The following is a 26,513-nucleotide window of genomic DNA, read 5'->3' on the forward strand; positions in this document are numbered from 1 at the left end:
GTCAATGAGGTTCATGCACGTGTAGCAGTCCTCAACAGATTTACGGAATTAGGTCGACCACTTACCCAAGTTACGCCTTAAATTTGGCTCAATTAGGGGCGCTTTGCCTTTCAAATCTTTGTGCAACAAAGCCTTGCGAAACTAAAACACCAAATGGATTATTGCAGCTAGATTATGGCCATTTAAGTAAAAATGGCTCTATTTATATTGTAAAAAAATATATAAAAAATTTAATATAATTCTTTATCAATATCTAAAAAGGCAATTTTTTCTTTAAAATTGTCCTTTTTTTACATTTATCTTTTAAATATCTCTTCTAAATTAATTTTCTACTCACAACTTCTGACGGCGACTAGCCTTAATTTAAAACTTCATATGGTTAATTAAAATCATCTAGTATCAATGGATAACATTTTCTACATATATAAACTCAATAAAGCATCGGATCCTCTTTTTTATTAGATATAGTATTTAATTTTTAGATGTAAATTTATGTGGTATAGCCATATAGTTTTACAGCATGTTCTACACACTCATAAATAAAAAAAGACCTATAAGCCGCTGATTCGCTTATAAGCCTTTGATAAATCTTGGTAGGTATATCCAGACTCGAACTGGAGACCTCTACGATGTCAACGTAGCGCTCTAACCAACTGAGCTATACACCTAGAATGAGAAGCATAATATTCATTTTTTATGAGCTTCACAAGTTTTTTTACGACTGTTTTAATGCAATCGCACAGTCTTTAAGCAAGCGCTTAAATTCTTGAATATTTCCGCTATCTTTTTGCTCTAAAAAAACAATTTGTTGATATAACACAATCGTTTGTTCAAATACCTGTTTGTCTTGAACCTGATCTGCTAAACGCTGCATCCAGACCTGAAAAGTCTCTGCGGGTTGTTTATGCAAATGTTTAGGCAACTGCTTTTGAAACTTAAATACCGCTCTTTGATAATCTGCCTGCTGTCGCGTTTGTCTCCACCAATACCCCCCCACATAGATCACTAAAATCGTACCAGTGCCTGCAATCAAAACAATTACATAAGTATAACTTGAATCCAAACCGAGTCGGGACAACCAGTTTTTCTGCTTCTCTACATCGTAGCCTACGACTTTGCTTTGCCATTGATAGCTTAAGTAGTCACTCCAAACCCGCATATTTTTTAAAAACTTAAACTGTTGTAAACGCCAAGCCTTGCTTTCATTTCCCCATACCGTCTGGTCTTGTGCCAGATAATTTTGCATGCCTGTATCAATTCGTTGCGGCGCAATCATTGCGGTGGGGTCAATTCTTTTCCATTTACCATCAAGATAAACCTCACTCCATGCATGTGCATCTAACTGGCGTACTTCCCAACTCTGCCCATCAAGTGCTAATTGCCCACCTTGATAACCAATTACCACTCTTGCTGGAATGCCAGCGTAACGCATTAGCATGACAAAACTTGAGGCGTAGTGTTCACAAAAACCTTTGCGACTGGAAAACAAAAACTGATCAATACGATCGCCACCTAAAGTACCTGGTGTTAAGGTATACACAAAGCCACTTTTTCGGTACCAAGAAAGCACAGATTGTAGATATTTTTCAGGTTGCTTTTGGCTCTGTTCAAAAAGCTGATGTGCCAATTGCTGTGCTTTTTCATCACGATTCGAGTCAAATTTGAGATTTAACTCAAGTTGACGTGATTGTAGGGAAATTGCTTCCCCCGAGTTAGGTCCTAACCACAACATTTGTATCGGTACATTGCGCTTAACCAATTTAGTCGGGCGAATACTATTGTCTTGATACAACTGCAAATAGTGTTCCTGTGGAATCGAGTATTCCAACCCCATAATCCAGTTGGCTTGCTCATCTGCCGATAAATATTGATAAGGCACACTCCGTGGTGCGGACTGCACATTTTTAATCTGTTGATTAAAGTCACTACTGGTCCATGTACTGCCATCATATTGATCCAACACCAAAGCTCGCCAGTACAGCTCAGATCGATTTGGAAATTGCGACATATTAGCTACAATCCGAAAGGCCAAAGCCGAAGACTGTGATAATTGAGCAATATCTCCTGGTGACATGCGATCACTCATCCCTGTAGTGGCTTGATTACCTTGAATTGGAACCGCCCAGAGTGGTGGTAAACGAGGAAAAAAGATAAATAGAATTAGAAAGAAAGGAATTGCGATTCCAACAAATTTAAGAATTTGTTTAACATCTTGCTTCAGTTGACTGGATGACAATTTATTTTGATTAAATAATCCCGTCTGGATTCGATACAAGCCGACTAAACACATCACAAATGTAGCAAAGACAATCATAGCCATCCAAAATGCTTGGCTATGTAACAGCAAACTCGCACTGACGAATAAGGCAAAATTAAAGATGATTAATAAATCACGTGTGTTTTTCGCTTCTAAACATTTGGCAAATAAACAGGTGCTTAAAAAGGCGACGCCCGCTTCAACCCCAAAGATTGTTTGATAATTGATATAAACGACACCTAAACACAATAGAATAAAGATCATCAAAAACCATTTAGGAAAAGGTGCCCAGCTCTGTTTACGATATCTCCGAACCAATAGCAGCCAGATCACCGCCCATAATCCAGTTAAAGCAGCAGGTGCGAAAGCAGTCTGCCCAAGCAACGCCAGCGCCAAGACAGCTAAGACACAGAAATAGATTTGTTGCGTCATCATTAAGCCTGCGCCAATAAAAGTTTTGCTTTAATCAACTGAACCTGCCCTTGCCCACTTTCCAAACGTGCATGCGGTAAAATCAAGGCATAATCATCACCCAATTGTTCGCATTGTTCGACCAAGCCCATCATAAAACTTAATTTTTCTTCATGACCTTGTGCTGGAATCTGTTGATAATCAATTTCTAAATGTTGATGACTGGCCTGAGCCTCAAACATTTTGATCAAAAAACCCTGCCCACGCGCCACCTGTTTCCAAGCCACATTCTGATAAGAATCGCCTTGTTGAAAGCCTCTGAGCTCCTTAAATTCATCCAGACGATCATGTGCTGAAGTTGGTTGGCTTTTATGTTCTTTTTGCCAATCATAAGCTTTGGGTGCAATCCATATTTTTTGTTTTGGCGATAAATAAGTCCAAGCCCGCACTAAGCCCAAAGGGTAAGTCGAATAAATTTTAATGGTCTCAAATTCATAGTATCCACGTACCGCAACAACAACAGGCAGTTCAATACTGTGTTGAGTCTGGTCTAGATAAACAAGTTGCTCTTGAGTTTGCCACTGGATTCTCAAATAACGTGCTGAACTGACAGGCTGCTTAAATACGAGCTTTAAAATGAGTGTTTGATCGACTTGCCCAACCTCAGGTATCACAACATCGATTTGCAAAGCATGTAATTGTTTAAAGGTCAGATAAAAACTGATACACAAAATGGCGCTGATTAAAAAACAAAATCCTAAAATCAGGTTATTGGCATAGTTAATCCCTGCAATAAAGGTAATCAGAATCAGGATTAAATATAAAAAGCCTTGCTTATAGATAAAAACCAATACATCTTTTTGTCGTAGCGTTTTACTGACACCCACCTGAAAGCGTCTGGCAATCCATTGGCTAAGCTGCTGTTTGAATCCAGTTTGCATATGCCTATTACTCGCTTACAATGCTTCAACCGACTGCAAAAGTTGTTGTACCTCGGCTTCGCCCAAACTAATACGATGCGCCGTAACAGCGACAAATACGGTTTGCACATCATCAGTCGTGACAAAACTGCGCCCCTCAACCAAGGCATAGGCTTGCGCTGCAGCCTTCAGTGCAAGTACACCACGTGTAGACAGCCCATGACGTTGCTTACGTGTTTCCGCAGCGAGATCCAGAATATAGTTGAGTACTGCATCACTGAGGAAAACCTGCTTTGCTAACTCACGTAAATGTAAGATATCAGCTTGATTAAACACGGCATCTAATTGATGAATCAGCACTTGGCGAGAGCTTTGCTGCAACAGTAACTTTTCTGCCTGACGAGATGGATAGCCCAGTGACAAACGCATCAGGAAACGGTCAAGTTGAGACTCTGGCAATGCATAGGTTCCACTTTGAAACAGTGGGTTTTGCGTTGCCAGCACCCAGAAAGGTTGTGGTAACGCATAATGTAGCCCATCTACAGTCACCGCACCTTCTTCCATCGCTTCGAGTAACGCACTTTGGGTCTTAGGACTACAGCGGTTAATTTCATCCGCAAGTAAGATCTGAGTAAACACCGGTCCCTGCTTAAACTCAAACACATGTTCTTTTTGATTAAAAATATTGATGCCGATGACATCACTGGCCAACATATCATTGGTGAATTGAATCCGTTGAAAATGCAATCCTGCCAGACGTGCCAGAGCACTGGCCAAAGTGGTTTTACCCAATCCTGGTAGATCCTCAAACAGTACATGCCCACCTGCCAATAGACAGGTCAAAGCCAATTTAGTTTGCTGAGGTTTATCTAAAATCAGCTGATTCACTTCAATTAAAAAGTGCTCAATCTTCTGTGCAAAACTTTTAATATCTTGTTCTAATGACTGATTTTGCTGTTTTTTGTCCTGAACCGAAGTCTGACCCATGCCCCACATCATATTCTCCCCAAAATAAAACAGTGCATGCTTCAACATACACTGTTTTGCTTTTTTTTCAACGAAATCAATTGATTTCTAGCAAGGACATTTTTTCATATTGCCGCCCGCTGAAGGATAACGCGCATCGATACAATGACGATAAAAAGTCTTGGCATCCATGGGGGTTAGATCAGGATGATGTGCTTTCATATGCGCGACATAGGTTTCATAATCAGGCACACCAACCATGAGACGAAAACTTTGCTGTAAACGTTGCCACAGTACGGCGATACGTGACCAATTCTTCGGTGACAATAGCAAATGCTTCTGTGACATGATGGTGAATTTAATGATCTTCACAATCACTGAACCACCTTGTCGGGCAATTTTAAAGTCCATACTTACTCTCCTTTGATGCTATTCGCAGTCATCGGTGTTTCTGAATAAACTGCAGGCGCTTCATTGGCAGTAGGCGTTGGACTTGCCAAAGCACGGCGTACGATGCCAATCGAAGCAATCACCATCACGATTGCAACAATCATAAAGAACCCACACAACGCAGCGTTGATCTGGTTCGACATCACAATGGTCTGCATTTCAGCCACGGTTTTGGCTGGTGCAAGCACTTCACCACGCGCAATCGCATCCGAGAAACGGTTTGCTTGTGCCAAAAAGCCAATCTTCGGATTTTCATGGAAAATCTTCTGCCAGCCTGCAGTCATTGAGGTAATGAACAAGAAAATAGTCGGGACAATGGTGACCCACACATACTTCTCTTTCTTCATCTTAAATAGAATAACTGTCCCCAAAATCAACGCCATAGAGGCAAGAATCTGGTTACCGATACCGAATAATGGCCACAAGGAGTTAATCCCGCCTAATGGATCAACAACACCTTGATAGACAAAGAAACCCCAACCTGCAACGGCCACAAACGTTCCAATCAAATTACCCACAAATGAACTAGATTGTTTTACCGCTGGTACCACAATACCGACTGTATCTTGAACCATGAAACGACAGGCACGTGTTCCTGCATCTACCGCAGTTAAAATGAATAAGGCTTCAAATAGAATGGCAAAGTGATACCAGAATGCCATCATTGAACGGCTATTGAAAATTTCCGAAATGATGTGCGCCATACCAATCGCGAAAGTTGGTGCACCACCTGTGCGTGATAGAATTGAGCTCTCGCCCACTTCTTGCGCCAACAAGGTCAGCATTTCAGGACTAACGACAAAACCAAGGTTACGTACTGCTTCCGCAGCAGTATCAACCGTTGTGCCCAGAACTGCCGCAGGTGCATTAATCGCAAAATAGACACCTGGATCAAGTACCGTTGCACAGATCATGGCCATGATCCCGACAAAGGATTCCATCAACATCCCACCATAACCAATCATACGAATATTGACTTCGTTATCGACCAGTTTTGGCGTTGTCCCTGAAGCCACCAAGGCATGGAAGCCCGAGATGGCACCACAGGCAATGGTAATAAATAAGAAAGGAAATAAACTACCTGCAAATACAGGCCCTGTGCCATCAATGAAATGCGTCACCGCTGGCATTTTCAAATCAGGCATCGCAAAGATAATCCCGATCGCCAAACCTGCAATTACACCGATTTTTAGGAAAGTGGAAAGATAATCACGTGGTGCTAATAACAACCAAACAGGTAAAACTGACGCGATAAAACCATAAATAATCAAGGCCCATGTCAACTGGGTACCACTCAGGGTAAATAACTGGCCCCAATATGGATCTTTTGCAACATCACCCCCATAGACAATTGCAGCCATCATTAGTACAAAACCAATGATCGATACCTCTGCAATTTTTCCAGGGCGCAAATAACGCATGTAAATGCCCATGAATAGCGCGATTGGAATGGTAGCTGCAATACTAAATACCCCCCATGGGCTATGTGCCAGTGCCTTGACCACAACCAATGCAAGCACTGCAAGGATAATGATCATCACACCCAATGTACCAAGCATGACAATCACACCCGCAAAGGTACCTAGTTCCTGCTTAGCCATTTCTCCCAAAGAACGACCATCACGTCGTGTTGAAATAAATAGAACCAGAAAATCCTGCACCGCACCAGCAATCACCACCCCGACCAAAAGCCAGATCGTCCCGGGTAAATAACCCATTTGCGCTGCTAGAATCGGCCCAACCAAAGGACCAGCACCTGCAATCGCAGCAAAGTGATGTCCAAATAAAACGTATTTATTGGTTGGAACATAATCCAGACCATCGGCAAGACGATGAGCTGGTGTTAACCGTTTGGGATTTAATTCAAAAACTTTGTTTGCAATAAATAAACTATAGAACCGATATGCAATGCTATATACACAGACCGCAGCAAGGACTAACCAGACCGCATTAACATGCTCACCACGACTAACTGCCAAAATCCCAAATGAAATTGCCCCAACAATGGCAACCAAACTCCATAGGAGTTTTGAGGGAAGTGATGACTTTGCTTGTGTTGTCTCCATTCAAAAAACCTCTCAATACATAACGCGTGGCTAGGGTCTGTTGATATTTCACAGATGCATGCGACAGAGGACATTTTATAGATGGCACAAGGCATGTTTTATGCAATTTAGCTATTCTAAATAAATAAAATATAACGTAGTGGCATCAAAAAATGTCCCTGTCCCGTAGGGTTATGGCTAAAACTTCCCTAAACTGCGTTATGAAACTTGACAAGGGTATCACCATTGCCTGCGTTTCATGCCTTGTTTATCTCGTTTTAGCCGATAACGCATGCATGGTTGAAATGTCAACAAACCCTATTAGATTTCCCTTTCCATATTTTCTGTAGAAGAAATATCTTTGTAAGTTTACCTTCTAGCTACAATTATTTATCTAATACTTTGGCATAAAAAAAGGGATGATTGTTTAATCATCCCTTCGATAATTGTATATCTTGAGTAGCTCGGCCACTCATTCACAATTATGCACGCTCTAGGTAATCACCCGTACGCGTGTCTACACGAACACTTTCTTCTTGCTGTACGAATAATGGAACACGTACCACAGCACCTGTTTCAAGTTTCGCAGGCTTACCGCCACCGCCAGAAGTATCACCACGCACACCTGGATCAGTCTCAACAATTTTGAGTACAACGAAGTTCGGTGGGCTTACAGTTAAAGGTACGCCATTGAACAACATAATCGTACATTTTTCATTAGAATCATCTTTTAACCATTTCGCAGCATCACCCATTGCTGTTTTATCAGCAGCGATTTGCTCGAAAGATACAGGATCCATGAAGTTCCACATTTCGCCATCGTTGTAGAGGTAATCCATTTCAACTTCTACAATATCAGCTGCTTCTAAAGAGTCACCTGATTTAAATGTTTTTTCTAATACTTTACCAGAGCGAAGGTTACGTAATTTCACACGGTTAAATGCTTGACCTTTACCTGGTTTTACATATTCATTTTCCATGATTGAACATGGGTTACCATCAAGCATAACCTTAAGGCCTGCTTTAAAATCATTTGTAGAATAATAGGCCATGAAAGGCGCACTCCAAACTTAAAACTCAAATCTATTAATGCTAGACTAGGCACACAGCTGCGGCTAACACTATTTTTACGTATGGCATGATAAACTATTTACATCAAGAGCAAAACTGGCAATCACAACTCAGTGATCTAATTACCGATCCTTTAGAGCTGTTAAATCTGCTTGAGTTATCTACCGATCAGCTATTATCAGGTGCAATCCTCGCCTCTGAACAGTTTAAATTGCGCGTACCGCGTGCATTCGTCGGAAAAATGAGCACTGGCGATCCGCTTGACCCTTTATTGCTACAAGTATTACCACACCATCTGGAGCTGGAACAACATCCCGAGTTTGTCACCGACCCGCTCGGCGAAGAAGCGGCCAATCAAATGGCTGGGGTTTTACACAAGTATCAATCACGTTTTTTACTGACTTTAACCGGTGCATGTGCAATTCACTGCCGTTATTGTTTCCGCCGTCATTTTCCATATCAGGAGAATTTGCCTAAAAATGACGACTGGATCAACATCAAGCAATATATTGAGCAAAATCCACAAATCAATGAAGTGATTTTAAGTGGTGGTGATCCACTCACTTTGAATAATCGAAAAATTTCTTTATGGTTAGAACGTCTAGCATCTCTCCCTCAGATTAAGATATTGAGAATTCATTCACGCGTTCCGATTGTGATCCCGAATCGTATTGATGAAGAGCTAATTTCTATATTAAAAAACAGTAGGCTGCGCATTGTAGTAGTGGTACACTCAAATCACGCAGCTGAACTCGATGATTTCACCTGCTCGAAGTTATTGCAGTTATCACTTCACCATATAACCGTGCTGAATCAGGCGGTTCTACTCAAAGGTGTGAATGATTCTGCAGAAACGCTCAATGCCTTGAGTCTCCGTTTATTTGAAGCACGAGTAATGCCCTATTACCTTCATGTTTTAGATAAAGTCAAAGGTGCTCAGCATTTTGATTTAAGATCTTCAGAGATAGATCAGATATACAGTGATGTATTAGCGAGTTTACCTGGATATTTAGTTCCTAAACTTGTCAGGGAAATTGCGGGCGAAAAAAATAAAACACCGCTTTTTGGGGTTCAAACGTTCTGAGATTGATTACACAATGATGAATAATGCTTTTTCGGATATTTTTCAAATTCCAACAGTTTTGAGACGGGACAAACTCAGTTTCTGTGATACCAATTCAAAAAGTCTGAATGAATGGGTCTCAAACCTGTCGATTATGCAGTTAGGTGATACTTCGAAGGCTTTATTTGCCGCCTTATTGGAACTTAGTGAATTAGAATGTTCAGAAACCCTGCGCTTTGATTTAGTGCAGGTTCTACACCCGACTATTGAAAATGTTCTGGGCAGTCTGGAAAAAAACTTTTTTAATCAGGGTGTGATCAGTTCAGACCGTAATGAGCACATCATCGAGTTGGCGATGTTATTGCGTTGTTATTTTGCCGCCATCTATATCAATATTGTGCGCCGTAGTAACGATCAACTCGATCAGCAAAAGTTTTCTATTTTTGCTCTAAATCAAAAGAAGAACCTGCAAACGGCAAGAACACTTGCCACCTTTCAATCGCTGCAACAATTAACACAGCTACTCTATCAACAACATATGTTGTATAGCGAGCCTGTTGCAGGGCAATGGCTAATTGCACATCAACTCTATGATGCAGCAGTCATGCATAAATACCAGCATACCAACCTCGATCAAGCTCAGGGCAAACCAAGCGCGATTAGCAACATTAGCCAAGCTTATGCCCAATTGATTTTGATGGATATTTTTAATACCAATCAAATCCGTCAATCTGAAATTCAGGCTTTATTCCAGTGTAGTTTTGACTGGGCTAAAATGGTTCAAGTGTTATCTAAAGAAACAGATTTAACCAAATATGTCGTAGATACTACGAAAGACCATCCACCAATTTATAATAAAAAGCAAAGCTCAGGCTTTAATCCAAACATATTTATCAGTACCCATAGCCTGTTGGATCATGTCACGGCGACACTGCATAAAAATGCGGAATACATTTCCAAGAATGAAAAAATTTATTTAACTCCTGCACTAAAGTTCCATGTGCAAACTATTTTAGGTACAACCGCGGAACGCCGTCATGAACGTTATGAGTATTCCGCGCAACTGCATATCTGCTTTGGCTTGCTTACAGCGCATTTTTATCTTTCAAAAGCCAAAAACTTTTCAGAAACTTTATTGCTAGATCATAGCTACGGTCTGCAAAATGAATCGAAGTTTATGTCCGCATGGGACAAAAAAAGCACATCAGACAACCAGGAATCAGCAATTCAACGTCTAAGCCGCGAAAGTAAAGCAGTATATCAGGCTGACATTCTGGATATCAGCGTCAATGGTTATCGTATTAAATGGTCAGGAGAAGCACCAAAAAATCTTAGAACAGGCGAGTATATTTTAGTTAAAGAAACATCACATGGGCATTGGCGTGGAGGAGTAATTCGTTGGCTCAAACAATCAACCGAAAAAAGTTTAGAACTCGGTTTGGAAGTATTGGCACAGGAGATTTTTCCTTGTGCAGTTCGTTTACAAGCAGATCGACATATCAGCAATTATCATCCAACACTTTTATTAAAAAATCAAAATCTGGATGAAACAAAAACTACATTAATTTTGCCAGGTTCACAGATTTTTAGAGAACACCAAGCTGTTCATTTAAGATTGGGGAAAGAGGAAGTCAAAGTGTATTTATTAAACGCACAATTAATTACCCAGAGTTTTGTTCAATTTGAGTTTGAACTGTTAAATGAAGAAGAACTTCCTGTTCTGCAAAAATATATGGCTCAAAAAAATATGGACACAATTGATCAAGATTTATGGGAAGCATTGAAGTGAGAAATTCTTTACTCTCTAAAAAACTAAAACGCACTGAAACACGCTTACTGATTATTGACGACAACCAGCTTCGTTATAATCAAATTGCGACAATTTTTAAAGCACAAGATCATCAAATTAAAGCCACTTTGCTAGATGATCTTAAGACATTTGAAAAGCAGCTCAATCTACCTTGGGATATTGTGATTTTTGGTCGTGCCTATGACCTAAAAATCGAGCAAACGCTTTCCTTAATACAGGCATCATCCCAACCCAGTTTACCAGTTTTACTATTTGAACCAGATGACTTTGATACTGATCAATACCAGAGCTATATTCATAAAGGAATCTATGATGTAGTGAATTTAAAAACACCTGAAACGTTTTATATCAATATGATCCGTGCCCTGTCTTATAGTCGTTTGGTGCAGGCCGAGCACCGCTTGCTCAATGAGTTGGAAGCCGCTCAATCGCAAGCACAATCTTTGGTTGCAGAAACACATAAAGCAGTTGCCATTTTGCAGGAAGGTATTCATATCAGTGCCAATACTGAATATGCCAACCTATTTGGTTTTAGTAATGTAGATGAATTGATTGGCTTGCCAATTCTTGATGTGTTACAACCCGAAGATTTAGGGCAATTTAAGCTCCGCTTTAAAAAGATCTCTCAAGGACAATTTGAGCAAGGGCGCTTTGAACTTCGCACTCAAAACTCAACCGTAAAGAATAATCCATTACACCTAGAGTTTCTGCCTTCAGGCAATGAAGAGGAAATTCAACTCAATATTGAGTGCCCTACATCTGCTCAGGTGATAACTCAAGCGCCAGCAGCGACTGTTTCATCTGAAAAAGTCTCGACTCTAGGCACAGCTTTACAACAGCTCAATCGACAACTGACCAATCATCCAGCCAACGCCAATGCGATTGTGCTATTTAGTCTCAGTAGCTGCCCAAATGAAGTTTTCCAAAATGATTGGCGCGGAACAAAAGCATATTTTGCCAATATCCAAAACTTTATCAAAGAACAAGTTAGTGTTCCTGTCTATCAAGTCGATAGCACACTCTTCGTTGCATTGTTTCAAGCTGAATCTAAGAATGTTTTAAATTCACTGCTGATCGGTTTAAATAGCTTGCAAAAACCCCAACTTTTAGCGACAGCAAATTACACCTTCCCTTTACACCTAAAATTGGGATATTGCGAACTTGCACAAGCCATTCCAGATGAGGCCATGTTTGAGCAAGTTCTCAGCAAAGCATTCTCTACAGCTTTACCCGTATTCAACAGTCCAAAAATTGATACCGATTTTGGTTTGACAACCGAACATATTCCAACAAAAGTACAGTTAAGCTTGCTACAAGAGCTTAAACAAAAACTGGATGCGGGTGATATCCATCTTAAATATCAGCAACTTTATGATAAACAAGATCAGCACACGCATACCTATGAAGTTTCTGGTGGCTTTATCTATAACAATCAATGGCAAGACCTAAGTGATCTGGCTGATCTTAAAGATGATGCTGAGCTTTCTGTTCAACTTGATCGCTGGGTTTTGGTTGAAGCATGCAAACAATTGCACAATTTTATTACCCAATACCCTAAGGCAAAACTGATTGTTAACCTGAATCACCAGGTACTATTAAATGATAAGCAACTGCCTGAGCTGGTTGCAAAACTACTCACCATTATTGGTAGTAAACAAGCACATCCACTGATCTTGCAATTCTCAGAGCAGGCACTGCAACAGAATCTTTCTCAAGCACAGCCACAGATTGCCTTACTACGCCAACATGGTGCCGAAATTTCAATTCGTGGTTTTGGCGACTCGCTGTACAGCGACAGCATGCTACAGCAAATTGATGTACAGTACCTCAATTTACATAGCAAGCTCACCAAAATGCTGAGTTCAGATAAAGACATCTCAACCCTACAAGAGAAAATCCTACATTTTATCGGTCAAAAACCCGTGGAAATTTTCTTGATGGAACTGAATGACATGAATTTATTTGCAAATGCATGGAATGTTGAGGCTCGCTTCCTGCAAGGTAACTATTTCCAGAAGAAACTCGATCGTCTCACGGACGTTCAAGATCAATAAAAAATCCTTCTTATGGAGCTTTATAGCTCCTCACCTTTTCAAAAGAAGGAAAATTAACAGGCACAAAAAAACGGGCATATTGCCCGTTTTTTTCTTTCTTAGTATTAACGTTTGATAGAACGTGACATACCAGAGAAACGTTGTTTGAATTTGTCGATACGACCGCCTGTATCCACATTCTTTTGTTTACCAGTATAGAATGGGTGGCAAGCTGAACATACGTCAAGGTAAATTGTTTCTTTACCAAGAGCAGAACGAGTTTCGATTACGTTACCACATGAACAAGTAGCAACTAATTTTTCATATTTAGGGTGAATATCGGCGCGCATGGTCGATGCTCCTATTAAGTAAGAAAGGCTTAAGCTGTTATCGCAATTGATCACTCTCAATTTGAGGAAAGCAAAGTGTTTTCACACTTGCAGATCAACACCACAACAGACCATTTCTTTTGACTCACCGAGACTCTATGGTCAGAGCAAAGCCAACAAGTGGCGAGTATTATACGCCAAAGAATTCACTTTTGCGAACTATTCCTGATTTGATTTTGACCAATGATTCGCAATCATGCCACAGACCATTAACTGAATTTGATGAAAAATCATAATTGGCAGTACTATCATCCCTAATGGCTGTCCAATGAACAGGATTTGTGCCATTGGCACCCCGCTCGCCAAGGTTTTCTTGGAGCTACAGAAGAAGATCGTGACTTGATCAGCATGATTAAAGCCCAGCCATTTAGGTAAATACAAAGCCAATAGCATGACTATGGTTAACAGCAGCGAACATGCCAGCACCAAATATAATAACGTTAGACCACTGACCTGATGCCAAAGCCCCGCAATTACAGCACTACTAAATGCACCATATACCACCATTAAGATCGAACCCTGATCGAAAGCTTTAACGACACTTGGGACTTTAACCATATAAGGAAACACATAAGGACGCAGTAACTGCCCCAGAACAAAAGGCACCAGCAGCAGCAATGTAATCTGGATAATAGATTTAGTCGGATCAAAACCATGTTGGCTTTGTCCCAAAATGAAGTAGCTCACCAAAATTGGAGTAATAAACATTCCGATAATATTTGAGAAAGAAGCACTACAAACAGCAGCAGCAACATTGCCTTTAGCCATCGAGGTAAATGCAATCGAAGATTGCACTGTCGATGGCAAGAAGCACATAAACAGAAAACCCCAATACAATTGTTGCCCTAAAAGCGGTTCTAACACAGGTTTCGCCAACAATCCGATTGCAGGGAAAATTAGAAAAGTAAAAGCAAAAACGAGCGCATGCATTTTCCAATGCAGCATACCTTCAATCACAGCTTCACGTGATAACTTGGCGCCATGTAAAAAGAATAATACGGCAATCGCAACCGTGGTTAGCATATTAAAATAATGCGCAGCCTGTCCAGAGACAGGTAAAAAAGTCGCCAGTACGACCATTGCAATTAATAATATTGTAAAGCGATCCACTGCCAATAGCTTCAACATAACCTATCCTTATCTACTCACGAATAACTATAAAGCCCAATATGATGTTGTTGACCATTTGATCGACTCATCATACTGGGCTCTACAAATAAAGCTAGGGCTTTAGATCAGAAATCTTGGACTGACCAGACCAAAGCCTAATTATTACGTGCGTTTTGATCCTGTTGAATCAATTCAACTTTATAACCATCTGGATCTTCAACAAAAGCAATTACCGTAACACCACCTTTCATTGGGCCTGCTTCACGCACGACTTTACCGCCACGTGCCTTGATTTCTTCACATGCTTTATAAGCATCTTCCACACCAATCGCAATATGGCCATAAGCGTTGCCAAGATCATAACTCTCGGTATCCCAGTTATGGGTTAACTCAAGTACCGTGTTATTTTCTTCATCACCATAACCCACAAAAGCTAGCGTAAAACGCCCTTCTTCATAATCACGCTGGCGTAGCAATTTCATACCAAGCACCTCAGTGTAGAACTTTAAAGATTGTTCTAAATTACCTACTCGTAGCATCGTATGTAACATGCGCATAGTTATTCACCTGTCTGTTGTGTTGTTCGGTTTTCATGGTCACGTAATAATTTCGCGACCCAAACCACGAGAAATAAAATTGGAATCCCAATTAAAGTCGTCATTAAAAAGAAATTCGGATAACCAATATTACTAACAATAGTTCCAGAGTATCCACCCAATAACTTAGGTGTGAGTGTCATCAGAGAACTGAAAATTGCATATTGAACTGCCGTAAATGACACACTGGTTAAACTAGATAAAAAGGCAATAAAAGCAGCACCTGCCAGACCTGAAGCCAGGTTATCGATAATAATTGCAAAGTACAGCCATAAAGAGCTATAACTTTTAATTACCTTTCCAGAAAGCTCTACAGTGCCTGACTGGGCTGGATCAAGTACAGCCACAGGCTGAATATCAATATCTAAAACGTCCGCATGAGCAGCAGAATTGATACGATATTGTCGCATTGCTAACACTTCTTTCCCGGTATGAGATTTTAAGTTAGCCATAGCTTGGACTGTTTTAGTCGGAGAAGCGTGTAATAACTTTCCATCGATAGCCCCTGTAAACAAGCCCTTTTGGTCAATTTTTGCGGTAAACTCCTGCCCATCCAACTTTAAAATCACAGGACGTTCTGCATCTAACTCTTCCGCTTTCACCCCTGCGAGCTGACCTTTGATCACTAAACTTTGTTTAAGTTCTTTCAGTGTTAATTGATCATCATTGTTAATCGGCAATATTTGAATCTCAGGTTGTTGCTTATGAGTTAAATATGGCACTTCTAACTGAATTTTAGACGCTGCCTGATTCTGATATTGGGTGCTCACCTGTACTTGGTGTGCTTTTAATAAGACTTCGTTAGGTACTTGCAGCTTCCAATACCCAACCTCATCCGGCTGTACCTTATAGTGCTGATCTCCGACCTGAACTTCAACCTGATCAAGTGGTTTGCCCGATTTGACTAGACCAATAAAAATCAAATTGGTTGAACTAGCTAAAACCGCACCGACAAACATCAATTTCATAATGTTCATACGCTGCGCCAGCAAACCGCCCAGGAAACCACCAACCAGACTAAAAAGTACACCGTAAATTTTAACCGCTTCAGCAATCTGCTCTTTACTAAAATTCAGATCTTGATAGAACACATTGGAAATTACCCCTGCAATAATGTCAGAGATACGGAAAAATCCAATCAACAGCAATAAAACTAAAGCCAGTTTTACCCCATAGCGTTTAAAGAAATCTAAAATCGGCGCAACCCATGTTTCTTTCGCCATCTGCTGATTGACCACCCCCATCTTGACCAGTCCAAAACCAGCCAATAAGGCAATTGTGGTGGCCGTTAAAAAGCGTAATGCTTCTAAACCAAACAAGGTTGCAGTGTCTTTGATTGCTGCTGATTTTGCGATTGCATCGGTCACATTACCTGAATAGATATAGCTGAGCACAAAAGTTACAACGGCAATAAAGAATACAAATACCAAACGGTAATAGTCTGTAGTTTTATACTGCTTATAAACACGATTTACTTGGGGTTCACGTACACATAAGGTCGTGATAATACCGACCACCATCACTGCTGCCATGGTTAAATAAGTATATTTCCAAGCTTCGTAAATATAATTGCCTTTTGCTGTGCCTAAATAGGCTGCCAAGAACAAAGCACCTGCCCCTGCAACGATCATCCCAATCCGATAACCGGCATTGTAAGTCGAAGCTAAAACCGTTTGCATTTCCGTCTCAGCCAGCTCAATACGGTAAGCATCAATCACAATATCTTGTGTAGCTGCAGAGAAACCCAATAAGACTGCACCTGCCGCCATCTGAACCAGATAACTTTTTCCAAGCGCTGGATCAGAAAAGGCCATGATACAAATCGCACAAATAATTAAACACTGCGCAATTAACAACCAGGCGCGACGTCGACCTAAACTTTTGGTCAAAAAGGGTACAGGCAGCTCATCAATGAGTGGTGCCCACACAAATTTAAAGGAATAACCGAGTGCTGCCCAACTAAAAAAAGTGACTGCACTTTTATCAATACCAGCCTCACCTAGCCATAATGACAAGCTAGAAAAAATCAATAAAATTGGAATCCCTGCCGAGAAACCAAGAAATAACATAATCAGCGCACGGCGATCTAAAAATGCTTTAAATGCCGACGCCCAACCAGAGGCTTGAGTGGTCATTGGTTATTATTTTCCATGAACATGCGTGAATGTGCTTATTCAATCGTTTCTTGCTCTCTCTTGCAAGTTGCTTTATGCAATCATTCTTTTGTTTTGTCGATAAAAAACACAAGTTCGCTTGATCTTTAGGGTTAAAACTGTATACCTTTAATTACTCAACTTTAGTTTATTTGTTGGATAGCAACAGTGACCCAAAAACTCGATCAAATGACTGCAACAACTTTATCTTTAACACCAACAAACACTATTAACGCAAATATAAACTCTTTACCAAGTGCCTTTGAGCAGACGGAAATACAAGCAACACTGATTAAAACCGCTTTACGTGCCGATCAACTGACGCATATTCCAGACCTCGCAGAAATTCCGAGTTCAACTAAACGAATCAAACCACTGAATAATTTTTTAGGGCAAGACCGCGCACGTGCTTCTGTTGAAGCTGGTATTTCTCTACCATACTCAGGCTACAACATTTTTGCGGTTGGGACTGCAGGATTAGGTAAACGTACCATGATCAAACGTTTACTCCAGCAACACGCGAAAACCATGCCAACACCGAATGATTGGGTATATGTCAACAACTTCAAAAATCCAAGACAACCGATTGCATTACGCTTTCCCGCAGGACAAGGCACTAAATTTCAAAATGCTTTGCAACAAGCATGGCAAATCATTTTAAAGCAACTAGAGCGTCGTTTTAGCGCTGAAAGTTATCACAATCGCATTGAACGTATCCGTCAGGATACTGGTGATGTACAGCAAAAGGCTTTAGTCGAGTTAACCAAAGAAGGCGAAGAACTCGATTTGAAACTGGTTTCTCGTAATGACAAACATACATTCATCCCGATGCAACTCCGCAACGATGAATATCACGAGTTAAGTCAAAATGAACTGAATGCACTTGGCAGTAAAGAACGCGCTGAAATCAATGCCAATGTTCGTTATATGGAGAAAAAACTCGAACGCCTGGGTCTGCATCTGGGTGATTTAGAAGATGACGCACGGGATCAGGTTTCAAGTTTAAATCGCGACATCGCTACTCAGGTCGTCATGCCACGTGTAGAATCGATCCTAAATAAAAACAAAGACGTCAAAGGTCTCGACTTATATTTAAAACATTATGCTGAAGATATCATTGAAAATGTAGAGCTGATTCTAGAACAAGAAGAAGATGACTTTACCCCTGCTTTGTTTAACCGTGTTCCTTCACGCTATCAGGCCAATGTGATTGTTGCCAACAAACCCAATAGCGGTGCGCCAGTTATTTTTGAAGATTTCCCGACGCATTACAACCTATTGGGCCATGTTGAACAACTCACGCATAACGGAACCATCACCACCGACTTTACTTTGATTCGCCCTGGTTCTTTACATCAAGCCAACGGGGGCTTTTTAATGCTTGAAGCAGAGCAACTGCTTGAACAGCCTTATGCCTGGCAAGGTCTAAAACGCGCTTTAAAATCGGGACAACTCAAACTATCATCACTCGAACACATGCTGACCTTAACAGGTAGCATTTCTATTGAACCAGCATCCGTTCCACTTGATATTAAAGTGGTTTTACTTGCAGAACCTGAAATTTATTATGAAATTCTGGAAGTTGAACCAGAATTAGGCAGTGTCTTTAAAATTCGCGCCGACTTCACCGACACATTACAACGTAATGACAGTAATGAGCAGGCCTATATGCAGCTGATTGCAGATTATGTTCAAGCTGACAAGTTGCTTCCCTTTGATCGTTCTGCACTCGCAGCTTTGTTAACTGATTCCAGCCGTCAGGCGGAAGATCAAAGTTCATTGTCGCTACATGCATCAACCTTAGGTGATCTTATTCGTGAAGCACACCATCATGCATTTAAAGCAGATGACAAGATCGTCACTGACCAGCATGTCAATCAAGCATTACATCACCGTCAATATCGCTTAGGCTATTTAAGAGAACTGTATTGGCAGGATCTTTCTCGCGGAACTCAATTAATTGAAACCTCAGGACACCGTCTCGGTCAAATCAATGCCCTATCCGTGATTCATTACGCTGATGTTGAATTTGGCCTACCGTCTCGCCTGACTGCATCAGTGTATCAAGGCGGTGGTGATATTCTGGATATTGAACGCAGTGTTGAGCTTGGCGGTTCCCTACATGCCAAAGGCGTGTTATTGATGTCGAGCTTTTTAAAGGCTCACTTTGGTCGTGAACAAATCCTGCACTTCTCCGCCGCTTTAGCTTTTGAACAAAGTTACGGACAAGTCGATGGCGATAGTGCAACTGTTGCAGAACTTTCAGCCCTGATCTCTGCAATCTGTCAAATTCCGATTGATCAATCCTGGGCAATTACAGGCTCGATGAATCAATTGGGCCAAGTACAGCCGATTGGTGGCGTCAATGCAAAAATTGAAGGCTTTTACGATGCATGTAAGCTTCAAGGCTTAACAGGCAAACAAGGCGTTATCATTCCACGTCAAAATATGCAGCACTTAATGCTACGCCAAGATGTGAGCGATGCAGTACAAACTGGTCAATTCCATGTCCATGCGATTGATACCATTGACCAAGCTTTAGAAATTCTGATGGCACGCCCAGTCGGGACGCTCGATAAGAAAGGCCGCTATACCAAAAACTCGATCTATGCTGCTGTGATGGAACAGCTTGAATACTGGCAAGCAATCGAAGATGGCGAGGCAGTTGAAGATGAGGAACCCAAGAAAAAGAAAAAGCGTAAGAAGACCAAAAAAGATGAGCTTGCAGCGAAAAACACTGAAGAAACAGTAGCTGAAGCAAAAAGCTTAAAGCCAATCAACTCAAAAAAACGGAAAAAGAAATAAAGAAAAAGCCATGTTCCTTGGGGAACATGGCTTTTTTATGAATCAGGCTACGCCCTGCAAGGAACGTCCACCAGGTAACTGAGCAAAATATTGCTTCAGCGCATCAATACAGCGATGTACTTTCATTGGGTATTGTTCACGTTTCGATGTTAACGCATGTAAGGTATATGCAGGTAACTGCCAATCTGGTAACACTTCAACCAAAGAGCCACTCACCAATTCCTTTTGAATATCCATATATAAAATACGGGCAATTCCGTGTCCTTGTTGGCATAATGACTTAGCAACAAAGACATTATTGGTTCCTAAACGTGACTTCATATCGACATTCACCACTTCACCACTGGTTCCATGTCGGAATCCAAAATGCTGATAATTCTGCATGAGCGTAATTGGAAGTAATTCATGGTGACGTAGATCTTCAGGACGCGTAATCGGTTGAGCTTGATTCAAATAACTTGGGGAAGCAACCAATACCTGATCAACCCTCGCCAAAGGCACAGCCGTCAGTTGATGGTCATCCACTTTGAGACTCATTCGAATCGCAATATCAATGCGCTCTTCAATGAGATCGATATAGCGATGATCCGCTTCAAAATGAATGGCTAAGCCCTTATGTGCTGACATCCAATGAGAAAGCGCAGGAATAATATGCAATGCGCCAAGTTCTGGTGTGGTCGCAATACGCAGATCTCCAACAAGATCATCACGTAATTCATTAATTCGGATTTTGCCGCGTTCAGCCGCAGCTAACATTTCTTGGCAACTTAAAAAGAATGCTTGCCCAGCCTCTGTAAGGCTCAGTTTTCGAGTTGAGCGATGAAGTAAGGTAACATCCATTTCTTGCTCTAAAGAACGGATTTGTTGGCTAACTGCGCTGGTTGTGATTCCTAACTCTCGTGCTGCACCACTGAAAGAGCTTCTTTCCACAACACAGGCGAAAACCCCCATTGCACGCAATTGATCTAGCATAGACTTCCCTCTTACCTTAATTTATTAATATGCTTATTGTTCTAATGAAAGCAATCTCAATTCAGTATACAAGGAAGTCTATTTATGCACTAGAGGATTATTAATAAATTATTGAATGATTATTAATAATCTTAACGTTAATTTGGTAAAACTGTGACAGGATTCACAGGTTTACCATCTAAACGAACTTGAAACTCTAACATGACACGTGATGCACCTGATGATCCCATTTCTGCGATTTTCTGTCCCGCAGTCACTGTATCGCCACTCTTCACTAACATTTTACTGTTATGCGCATAGGCGGTGATGTAACCATCAATATGCTTTACCAAAACCAGATTACCATATTCTTTAAGCCCATCCGCGGCGTATACAACTTGTCCATTTGCTGCAGCAAAAACTGGATCACCTTCATTCCCACCGTAACGCGTCCCTTTCACATTACTCGCTAAATTAAAGGTTTGAATGATTGGACCATTCGATGGTTTAACCCAACGTAGACTTGAAGCCAAAGTTGTTGATGGATTAACTGGGACAGCAGGAACAACGGGTCTCGGTATAACAGGTTGTGTTTTTGGCACAACTGGCTGCTGAGTTGGCAAATTAATACTTTGACGTTGAATAGGTGCCGTTTGTGTCATGGCTTGTGTAGAGGTTGTACGCTGCGCCACAGAACCTTTTAAACGTAAAGACTGATTGACATAAATTCGATAAGGCGGTGCAATTCCATTCAGTGCAGCAACATCCAAATAGTTCAGACCATAACGGTTTGAGATTGCACTTAGTGTATCACCCGAGCGTACAGTATAATAATTCGGTGCTTGCACATAACGTGTTCCACTATTTACTTGCGGTTTAGATGCACAACCTGTCATAACTGCCACTGTAGCAACCGCCATAGACAAAACGATTGTTTTAATCATCTTCTGTGATAGAAAAACCGAGACATGGTTTAAGTGCATCTTCGCCCTCATCGAAAAAACCTTATTTACTTTGCGCCTAAGAGTATCAAAAAAGTGAGAAAAAACGAGTTCTCACTTTCTATATTCACAAACTTATAACATTCATAGGGCTAACCATTTACATGAGCATGTAAATTTTCAAGTACCGCATAGTTGGTTGCGTCCATCTGGATCGGTGTAATACTGACATAGCCATTTGAAACAGCAAAAAAATCGGACTGGATTTCACTTGATCCTGCTTGTGGGTCAGTAATTGCCTCTCCAGCTAAACCAATCCAATACACTTGACGTCCACGTGGGTCGACATGACTACTAATCGGCTTTGATTGTGCACGGCGACCCTGATAGGTGACTTGTGCCCCTTTAATCTGCTCAATATCCGGAATATTAATATTGAAGATGTGACGTGGTGGCAGCACGGGCAGACCTTTAGCAATAAAGTCATGGACCCATTTCGCCGCTACTGCATAGTGCTGCGGATGTTCATAAGCACGAACATTAGAGCCCGCCAATGACACGGCAATTGCAGGATGTTTCATTAACCGTCCTTCAAAAGCGGCTCCGACCGTACCTGAATATAGAACATCATCGCCCAGATTTGCCCCGCTGTTGATGCCACTGACCACCAGATCGAATTCAAAATCAAAAAGACCGTTCATTGATAAATAAACACAGTCCGCAGGTGTTCCATTAACTGCCCAGACATCTTCAGAAATCTGGATAGGACGTAAGGGACGGTCTAAGGTCAAAGCACTCGAGTAACCGCTTCGCTCACTTTCAGGAGCGACCACAACCACTCGGCCTAATGGCTTTAACGCTTGCGCTAAAGCCTGTAATCCTGGTGCAAACACACCATCATCATTCGCGATCAAAATATTCACTAAAATCAAATCTCTTCAATGTTACTAGGCAGTTTTTTCAATTGAATTATTCCTTGAATTATATATATTTATGGCTTCATAGTATTAGAAATTTATACAGCCATGAGACATTTATCTAATTTTATTCGAATTTTTGGGGTAAGTTTCACACTTTTAACAGCACCCGCTGTTTTTGCAGACGAAGCAGTTTCAGCAAAAGAAGCGGATGCATTAATTAAAGATGACATTGCCAATGCACAAGTCCTTATTGAAATGTGCCCTAATCTGATTGGCAAGAATGCTAAATTTGACCAGAACATCAAAAAAATGCTGGGGTCATATTTAAGTAATTACTCAGACAAATCTGCATCTTTAGACAGTCTACAAAAAGATGGAGAATTTAAAAGCCTACTTAAAGAAGCACGCGAAGCCGCCTCTGAAGTGGACAAGGCTGAACAAAAATCAGTATGTGAAGACGTACTTAATTTCGAAAGCTAAACTGTTTTCAAGATTTTGCTGTGGTTTTACACAGAACTGTTTAAAACCACACAAGCTGTATAACGCATCTAATAGCCCCTCAATCGCCCTGCACATTTTTTTCAAATTTAAGCAATATAAATTATTACCAAGCATTGGGTTCTCGAACCATATGAATAATATTGGCTGGGCTTGTAATCCACCCTCCTCGAAATCCTTCTGGCAAAGGTTCAATTGCATCACAACGGGTCACCCCTTGTGTATTTAAATATTGAGCAGCCTCAGGAAAATTATCCGTAAACAATTCCAGCCAAAGCTCAGCTTGACTCATTTCTGGCGCTGGCGCTAGCCACAATTTGACTGGACCAAGTTCAAAGCCAATATCAGGTGCTTTTTCTGTAATTTGTTTAAGCCCAATTACGTCACGATAAAATATAACCGTGGCTTCAAATTGGTGTGGTGGAAGTTTAAGGGCGATATCAACACCACCAGTGAATTTTGCCTTCATTTTCCAGCTCCTTTTCCATGTAATTTTTTATTTTCTCGTACTTTTATTTACCCTGCTCATTTTTGCTACTGCTCAAGCGACTTTAAGCATACCACTAGCCACACTCGGGCCAATCACTTTAGCTTATTTTTTAAGCATGTTATGTACAAACAAGGATGTCAAGCCAAAGGGGTATCTCTCCTTATCACACTAACCAAATTTTATATTTTGAAGATTGAAAGCCACACTTTCTCTACGCTTCCTACAGCAAACATACATTTTTTAACATGCTTTTATGCTATAAGTTATTCAAATTCTTTAAGTCTTGTTTTGAGTTTGATTTCTTATGAAGAAAAATGTTTTTAAAACACTAGGTTTATCATTGCTCATCGCTTCGAGCGCTTTAGCTCCTACAGCCTTTGCAGCAGATAAAAAAGCCGCTGAAGCAGAAAAGATTGAAGTAACACCTACCTCTGATAGTGTGACCAAGCAAGAACTTGCGGCAATCTATGTCCTATCTGAAATTTGCCCAAGTTTAATTGGCAAAGATTTAAAATTTAATAAAGCCTATGACAATTTAGTCAAAGCCTATTTAAATAACGATGCTAAAGCTGTCGAAACCCTAAACAAGCGTGTGAAAGGCAAAGATTTCCAAGAAGCCTTAAAAGAAGCGCGTGCTGATGCCAAAGCTGCTTCTGACAATGACAACCGTCAAATTTGCGATGATGTTCGTAATTATTATTCGAAATAATCCTACCAATTAAGCGTCAGGTTACAATACTGTATGAAAAAGCCGATTTCTCCCGTAGAAGTCGGCTTTGCTTTGTCCTAAAATGCTAGGCTCGTCTGCTTCATACAAGATATTGGAACCACCTAGAATGACTCACAAAAGCGCTCTTGCTGCATTACTCTTTTTGCCAAGCTTTTCATATGCAGCAACTGTCCTATCCGCTCCACCAGAATTAAATAATAAATCCTATGTACTTATGGATTACGAGACCGGACAGATTCTCGCTGCAAAAAATGAAAATGAAAAACTTGCACCTGCTTCAATGACAAAAATGATGACAAGCTACATCATTGAGCAGAAGCTTTTAAAAGGTGAATTGACTGAAAACGAACAAGTCCGCATGAACGAATCTGCGTGGTGTCGTGGCAGCAGTTCTGAATCATGTATGTATGTTCCATTAAATGGCACAGCGACAGTTTTGGAAATGCTACGTGGTATCATTATCCAATCAGGCAATGATGCATCAAAAGCAATGGCAGAACACGTTGCGGGCAACGAAGGCACTTTTGCTCACATGATGAATCAAGAAGCAAAACGTGTGGGTATGGTAAATACACATTTTATCAACTCAACAGGTATGCCAGCTGAAGGTCATTATTCAACTGCAAAAGATATGGCAATTCTTGCCCAGCACATCATTAAAGACAGCTCGAAGTACTACCCAATCTATTCTGAAAAAGAATTTACCTTTAACGGGATTAAACAAGGTAACCGTAATGCCCTGCTTTATACCGATCCAAGTGTTGATGGCTTAAAAACAGGTCATACCAATGAAGCTGGTTTCTGCTTAACCACCTCAAGTAAACGTGGTCCAATGCGTTTAATCTCGGTGATCTTTGGTACACCAAGCATGAATGAACGTGCCAGCCAAAGCCGTACTTTATTGGCTTGGGGCTTTGCCAACTTTGAAACGGCAAACGTTCAACCTGCCAACCAAGTACTTGCTAAAGCAAAAGTATGGTTTGGTAAACAAGATGAAGTTCAAATTGGCTTAGCTGAAAACTTCAACGTCACTATGCCTAAAGGCCAAGCTGACAAAATCAAGACTCAGCTTGTAGTTCAACCGAAACTCAATGCACCTTTAGCCAAAGGTCAAGTGGTTGGTAAATTAGTCGCAAGCCTTGATGGTAAAGTGATTGCTGAAAAACCACTTGTGGCATTAAAACCTGTTGAAGAAGCTGGTTTCTTTGCACGTATCTTTGATCATATCAAAATGTTTTTCAGTAACTTATTTTAATTTTAAACTAAGTTAATTCAGCATTCATGCCCTTGGGTATGAATGCTTTTTTATTTTATAATGGCCTTAAATTTTCGATTGAAAGCAACTATGCCAAATAACATTCGCCCTTATCTAGACCAAAAACCTGATGTTGATCCAAGCTGCTACGTCGATGGCATGTCAGTGGTCATTGGTGATGTCAAATTAGCAGAGAATGTTTCAGTTTGGCCTTTTGCGGTGATTCGTGGTGATGTGAATTCAATTCAAATTGGTAAAAACAGCAATGTACAAGATCATTGTATGTTGCATGTCAGCCATAAAAATCAATCTAAACCGAATGGCTCTCCACTGGTGATTGGTGAAGATGTGACAGTTGGGCATCATGTGACTTTACATGGCTGTAGCATTGGCAATCGTGTCTTAATCGGGATTAATACCGTGGTATTAGATGATGTGATAATTGAAGATGATGTGATGATTGGCGCAGGCAGTCTGGTTCCTCCACGCAAAGTGTTAAAAAGTGGTTATCTCTATGTCGGTAGTCCAGTTCAGCAAGTTCGCGCATTGACCGAAAAAGAAATGGAATTTTTACCTTACTCAGCACGTCATTATGTGAAAGTGAAGGATAATTATAAGAATAGCGAAGCCTAGCTTCGTTATTCCCTCA

At 40.7% G+C, this 26,513-nt stretch carries 22 protein-coding genes and 1 tRNA gene; 8 read left to right on the forward strand and 15 right to left on the reverse strand.

The window, feature by feature from the left end:
* Positions 1–591: 591 nt before the first annotated feature.
* The 7 genes from F895_RS04930 to efp form a co-directional block, all read right to left on the reverse strand.
* Positions 592–668: transfer RNA gene (locus F895_RS04930), tRNA-Val, on the reverse strand.
* 47 nt (positions 669–715) lie between these two features.
* Positions 716–2,689, reverse strand: coding sequence for a transglutaminase TgpA family protein (locus tag F895_RS04925; protein ID WP_005242977.1), 1,974 nt, complete (start codon positions 2,687–2,689; stop codon positions 716–718).
* A 2-nt stretch (positions 2,690–2,691) separates the two neighbouring features.
* Positions 2,692–3,609: a DUF58 domain-containing protein gene (locus F895_RS04920; RefSeq protein WP_005242979.1), complete on the reverse strand. Its 918-nt coding sequence runs from the start codon at positions 3,607–3,609 to the stop codon at positions 2,692–2,694.
* A 15-nt stretch (positions 3,610–3,624) separates the two neighbouring features.
* On the reverse strand, positions 3,625–4,584 hold the full coding sequence (locus tag F895_RS04915) for an AAA family ATPase (protein ID WP_005242981.1): 960 nt from the start codon (positions 4,582–4,584) through the stop codon (positions 3,625–3,627).
* A 78-nt stretch (positions 4,585–4,662) separates the two neighbouring features.
* Complete coding sequence (locus F895_RS04910; protein WP_005242983.1) at positions 4,663–4,965, reverse strand: YbdD/YjiX family protein; 303 nt, start codon at positions 4,963–4,965, stop codon at positions 4,663–4,665.
* A gap of 2 nt (positions 4,966–4,967) precedes the next feature.
* The gene (locus F895_RS04905) at positions 4,968–7,070 is read right to left on the reverse strand and encodes a carbon starvation CstA family protein (protein WP_005242984.1); all 2,103 of its coding nucleotides are present in this window, start codon (positions 7,068–7,070) and stop codon (positions 4,968–4,970) included.
* Between the two features lie 461 nt (positions 7,071–7,531).
* Positions 7,532–8,101 (reverse strand): elongation factor P, encoded by a 570-nt coding sequence (gene efp / locus F895_RS04900; protein WP_004652839.1) that lies wholly within the window; start codon positions 8,099–8,101, stop codon positions 7,532–7,534.
* Positions 8,102–8,187: 86 nt separating this feature from the next.
* Here efp and epmB point away from each other — a divergent pair, with 86 nt between their 5' ends.
* Genes epmB through F895_RS04885 form a run of 3 tightly spaced genes read left to right on the forward strand, consistent with a single transcriptional unit; the run spans position 8,188 to position 13,047 of the window.
* Positions 8,188–9,204, forward strand: coding sequence for an EF-P beta-lysylation protein EpmB (gene epmB / locus F895_RS04895; protein ID WP_005242986.1), 1,017 nt, complete (start codon positions 8,188–8,190; stop codon positions 9,202–9,204).
* Between the two features lie 13 nt (positions 9,205–9,217).
* Complete coding sequence (locus tag F895_RS04890; RefSeq protein ID WP_005242987.1) at positions 9,218–10,972, forward strand: hypothetical protein; 1,755 nt, start codon at positions 9,218–9,220, stop codon at positions 10,970–10,972.
* Positions 10,954–13,047 (forward strand): EAL domain-containing protein, encoded by a 2,094-nt coding sequence (locus F895_RS04885; RefSeq protein WP_005242988.1) that lies wholly within the window; start codon positions 10,954–10,956, stop codon positions 13,045–13,047. Before F895_RS04890 ends, F895_RS04885 begins: the two co-directional genes overlap by 19 nt.
* Before the next feature lie 104 nt (positions 13,048–13,151).
* Here the strand turns inward: F895_RS04885 and rpmE are convergent, their stop codons facing one another.
* The 4 genes from rpmE to F895_RS04865 all read right to left on the reverse strand — a co-directional run bounded on the left by rpmE (position 13,152) and on the right by F895_RS04865 (position 17,256).
* Positions 13,152–13,376, reverse strand: coding sequence for a 50S ribosomal protein L31 (gene rpmE / locus F895_RS04880; RefSeq protein WP_004652835.1), 225 nt, complete (start codon positions 13,374–13,376; stop codon positions 13,152–13,154).
* A 198-nt stretch (positions 13,377–13,574) separates the two neighbouring features.
* Positions 13,575–14,543 (reverse strand): bile acid:sodium symporter family protein, encoded by a 969-nt coding sequence (locus F895_RS04875; RefSeq protein WP_005242989.1) that lies wholly within the window; start codon positions 14,541–14,543, stop codon positions 13,575–13,577.
* Between the two features lie 137 nt (positions 14,544–14,680).
* On the reverse strand, positions 14,681–15,082 hold the full coding sequence (gloA, locus tag F895_RS04870) for a lactoylglutathione lyase (RefSeq protein WP_005242991.1): 402 nt from the start codon (positions 15,080–15,082) through the stop codon (positions 14,681–14,683).
* Positions 15,083–15,084: 2 nt separating this feature from the next.
* A complete protein-coding gene (locus tag F895_RS04865) occupies positions 15,085–17,256 on the reverse strand; it encodes an AmpG family muropeptide MFS transporter (protein WP_005242992.1) in 2,172 nt (723 codons plus the stop codon).
* 186 nt (positions 17,257–17,442) lie between these two features.
* Here F895_RS04865 and F895_RS04860 point away from each other — a divergent pair, with 186 nt between their 5' ends.
* On the forward strand, positions 17,443–20,079 hold the full coding sequence (locus tag F895_RS04860) for a Lon protease family protein (protein WP_005242994.1): 2,637 nt from the start codon (positions 17,443–17,445) through the stop codon (positions 20,077–20,079).
* A 42-nt stretch (positions 20,080–20,121) separates the two neighbouring features.
* Here the strand turns inward: F895_RS04860 and F895_RS04855 are convergent, their stop codons facing one another.
* From F895_RS04855 to surE, 3 genes are all read right to left on the reverse strand, one after another.
* Positions 20,122–21,051, reverse strand: a complete 930-nt coding sequence (locus F895_RS04855; RefSeq protein WP_005242995.1) for a LysR family transcriptional regulator — start codon at positions 21,049–21,051, stop codon at positions 20,122–20,124.
* A gap of 137 nt (positions 21,052–21,188) precedes the next feature.
* Positions 21,189–22,013 (reverse strand): peptidoglycan DD-metalloendopeptidase family protein, encoded by an 825-nt coding sequence (locus F895_RS04850; protein ID WP_005242996.1) that lies wholly within the window; start codon positions 22,011–22,013, stop codon positions 21,189–21,191.
* A gap of 110 nt (positions 22,014–22,123) precedes the next feature.
* Positions 22,124–22,894, reverse strand: a complete 771-nt coding sequence (surE, locus tag F895_RS04845; RefSeq protein WP_005242997.1) for a 5'/3'-nucleotidase SurE — start codon at positions 22,892–22,894, stop codon at positions 22,124–22,126.
* A gap of 102 nt (positions 22,895–22,996) precedes the next feature.
* On the opposite strand from surE, the gene F895_RS04840 reads away from it, so the two are divergent.
* A complete protein-coding gene (locus F895_RS04840; RefSeq protein ID WP_005242998.1) occupies positions 22,997–23,371 on the forward strand; it encodes an MCR_0457 family protein in 375 nt (124 codons plus the stop codon).
* Between the two features lie 124 nt (positions 23,372–23,495).
* Here F895_RS04840 and F895_RS04835 read toward each other — a convergent pair whose 3' ends face one another.
* A complete protein-coding gene (locus F895_RS04835; protein ID WP_005243000.1) occupies positions 23,496–23,858 on the reverse strand; it encodes a VOC family protein in 363 nt (120 codons plus the stop codon).
* 325 nt (positions 23,859–24,183) lie between these two features.
* On the opposite strand from F895_RS04835, the gene F895_RS04830 reads away from it, so the two are divergent.
* The 3 genes from F895_RS04830 (at position 24,184) to F895_RS04820 (ending at position 26,497) form a co-directional block, all read left to right on the forward strand.
* Positions 24,184–24,588: an MCR_0457 family protein gene (locus F895_RS04830; RefSeq protein WP_005243001.1), complete on the forward strand. Its 405-nt coding sequence runs from the start codon at positions 24,184–24,186 to the stop codon at positions 24,586–24,588.
* Between the two features lie 127 nt (positions 24,589–24,715).
* Positions 24,716–25,864: a D-alanyl-D-alanine carboxypeptidase PBP5/6 gene (gene dacC, locus F895_RS04825; RefSeq protein WP_005243004.1), complete on the forward strand. Its 1,149-nt coding sequence runs from the start codon at positions 24,716–24,718 to the stop codon at positions 25,862–25,864.
* A 90-nt stretch (positions 25,865–25,954) separates the two neighbouring features.
* Entirely contained in the window at positions 25,955–26,497 is a 543-nt protein-coding gene (locus F895_RS04820) for a gamma carbonic anhydrase family protein (RefSeq protein ID WP_005243007.1), read from the forward strand.
* Positions 26,498–26,513 lie beyond the last annotated feature (16 nt).

It is taken from the genome of Acinetobacter sp. CIP 64.2, from assembly GCF_000369645.1.
In the GTDB taxonomy this organism is placed as follows: domain Bacteria; phylum Pseudomonadota; class Gammaproteobacteria; order Pseudomonadales; family Moraxellaceae; genus Acinetobacter.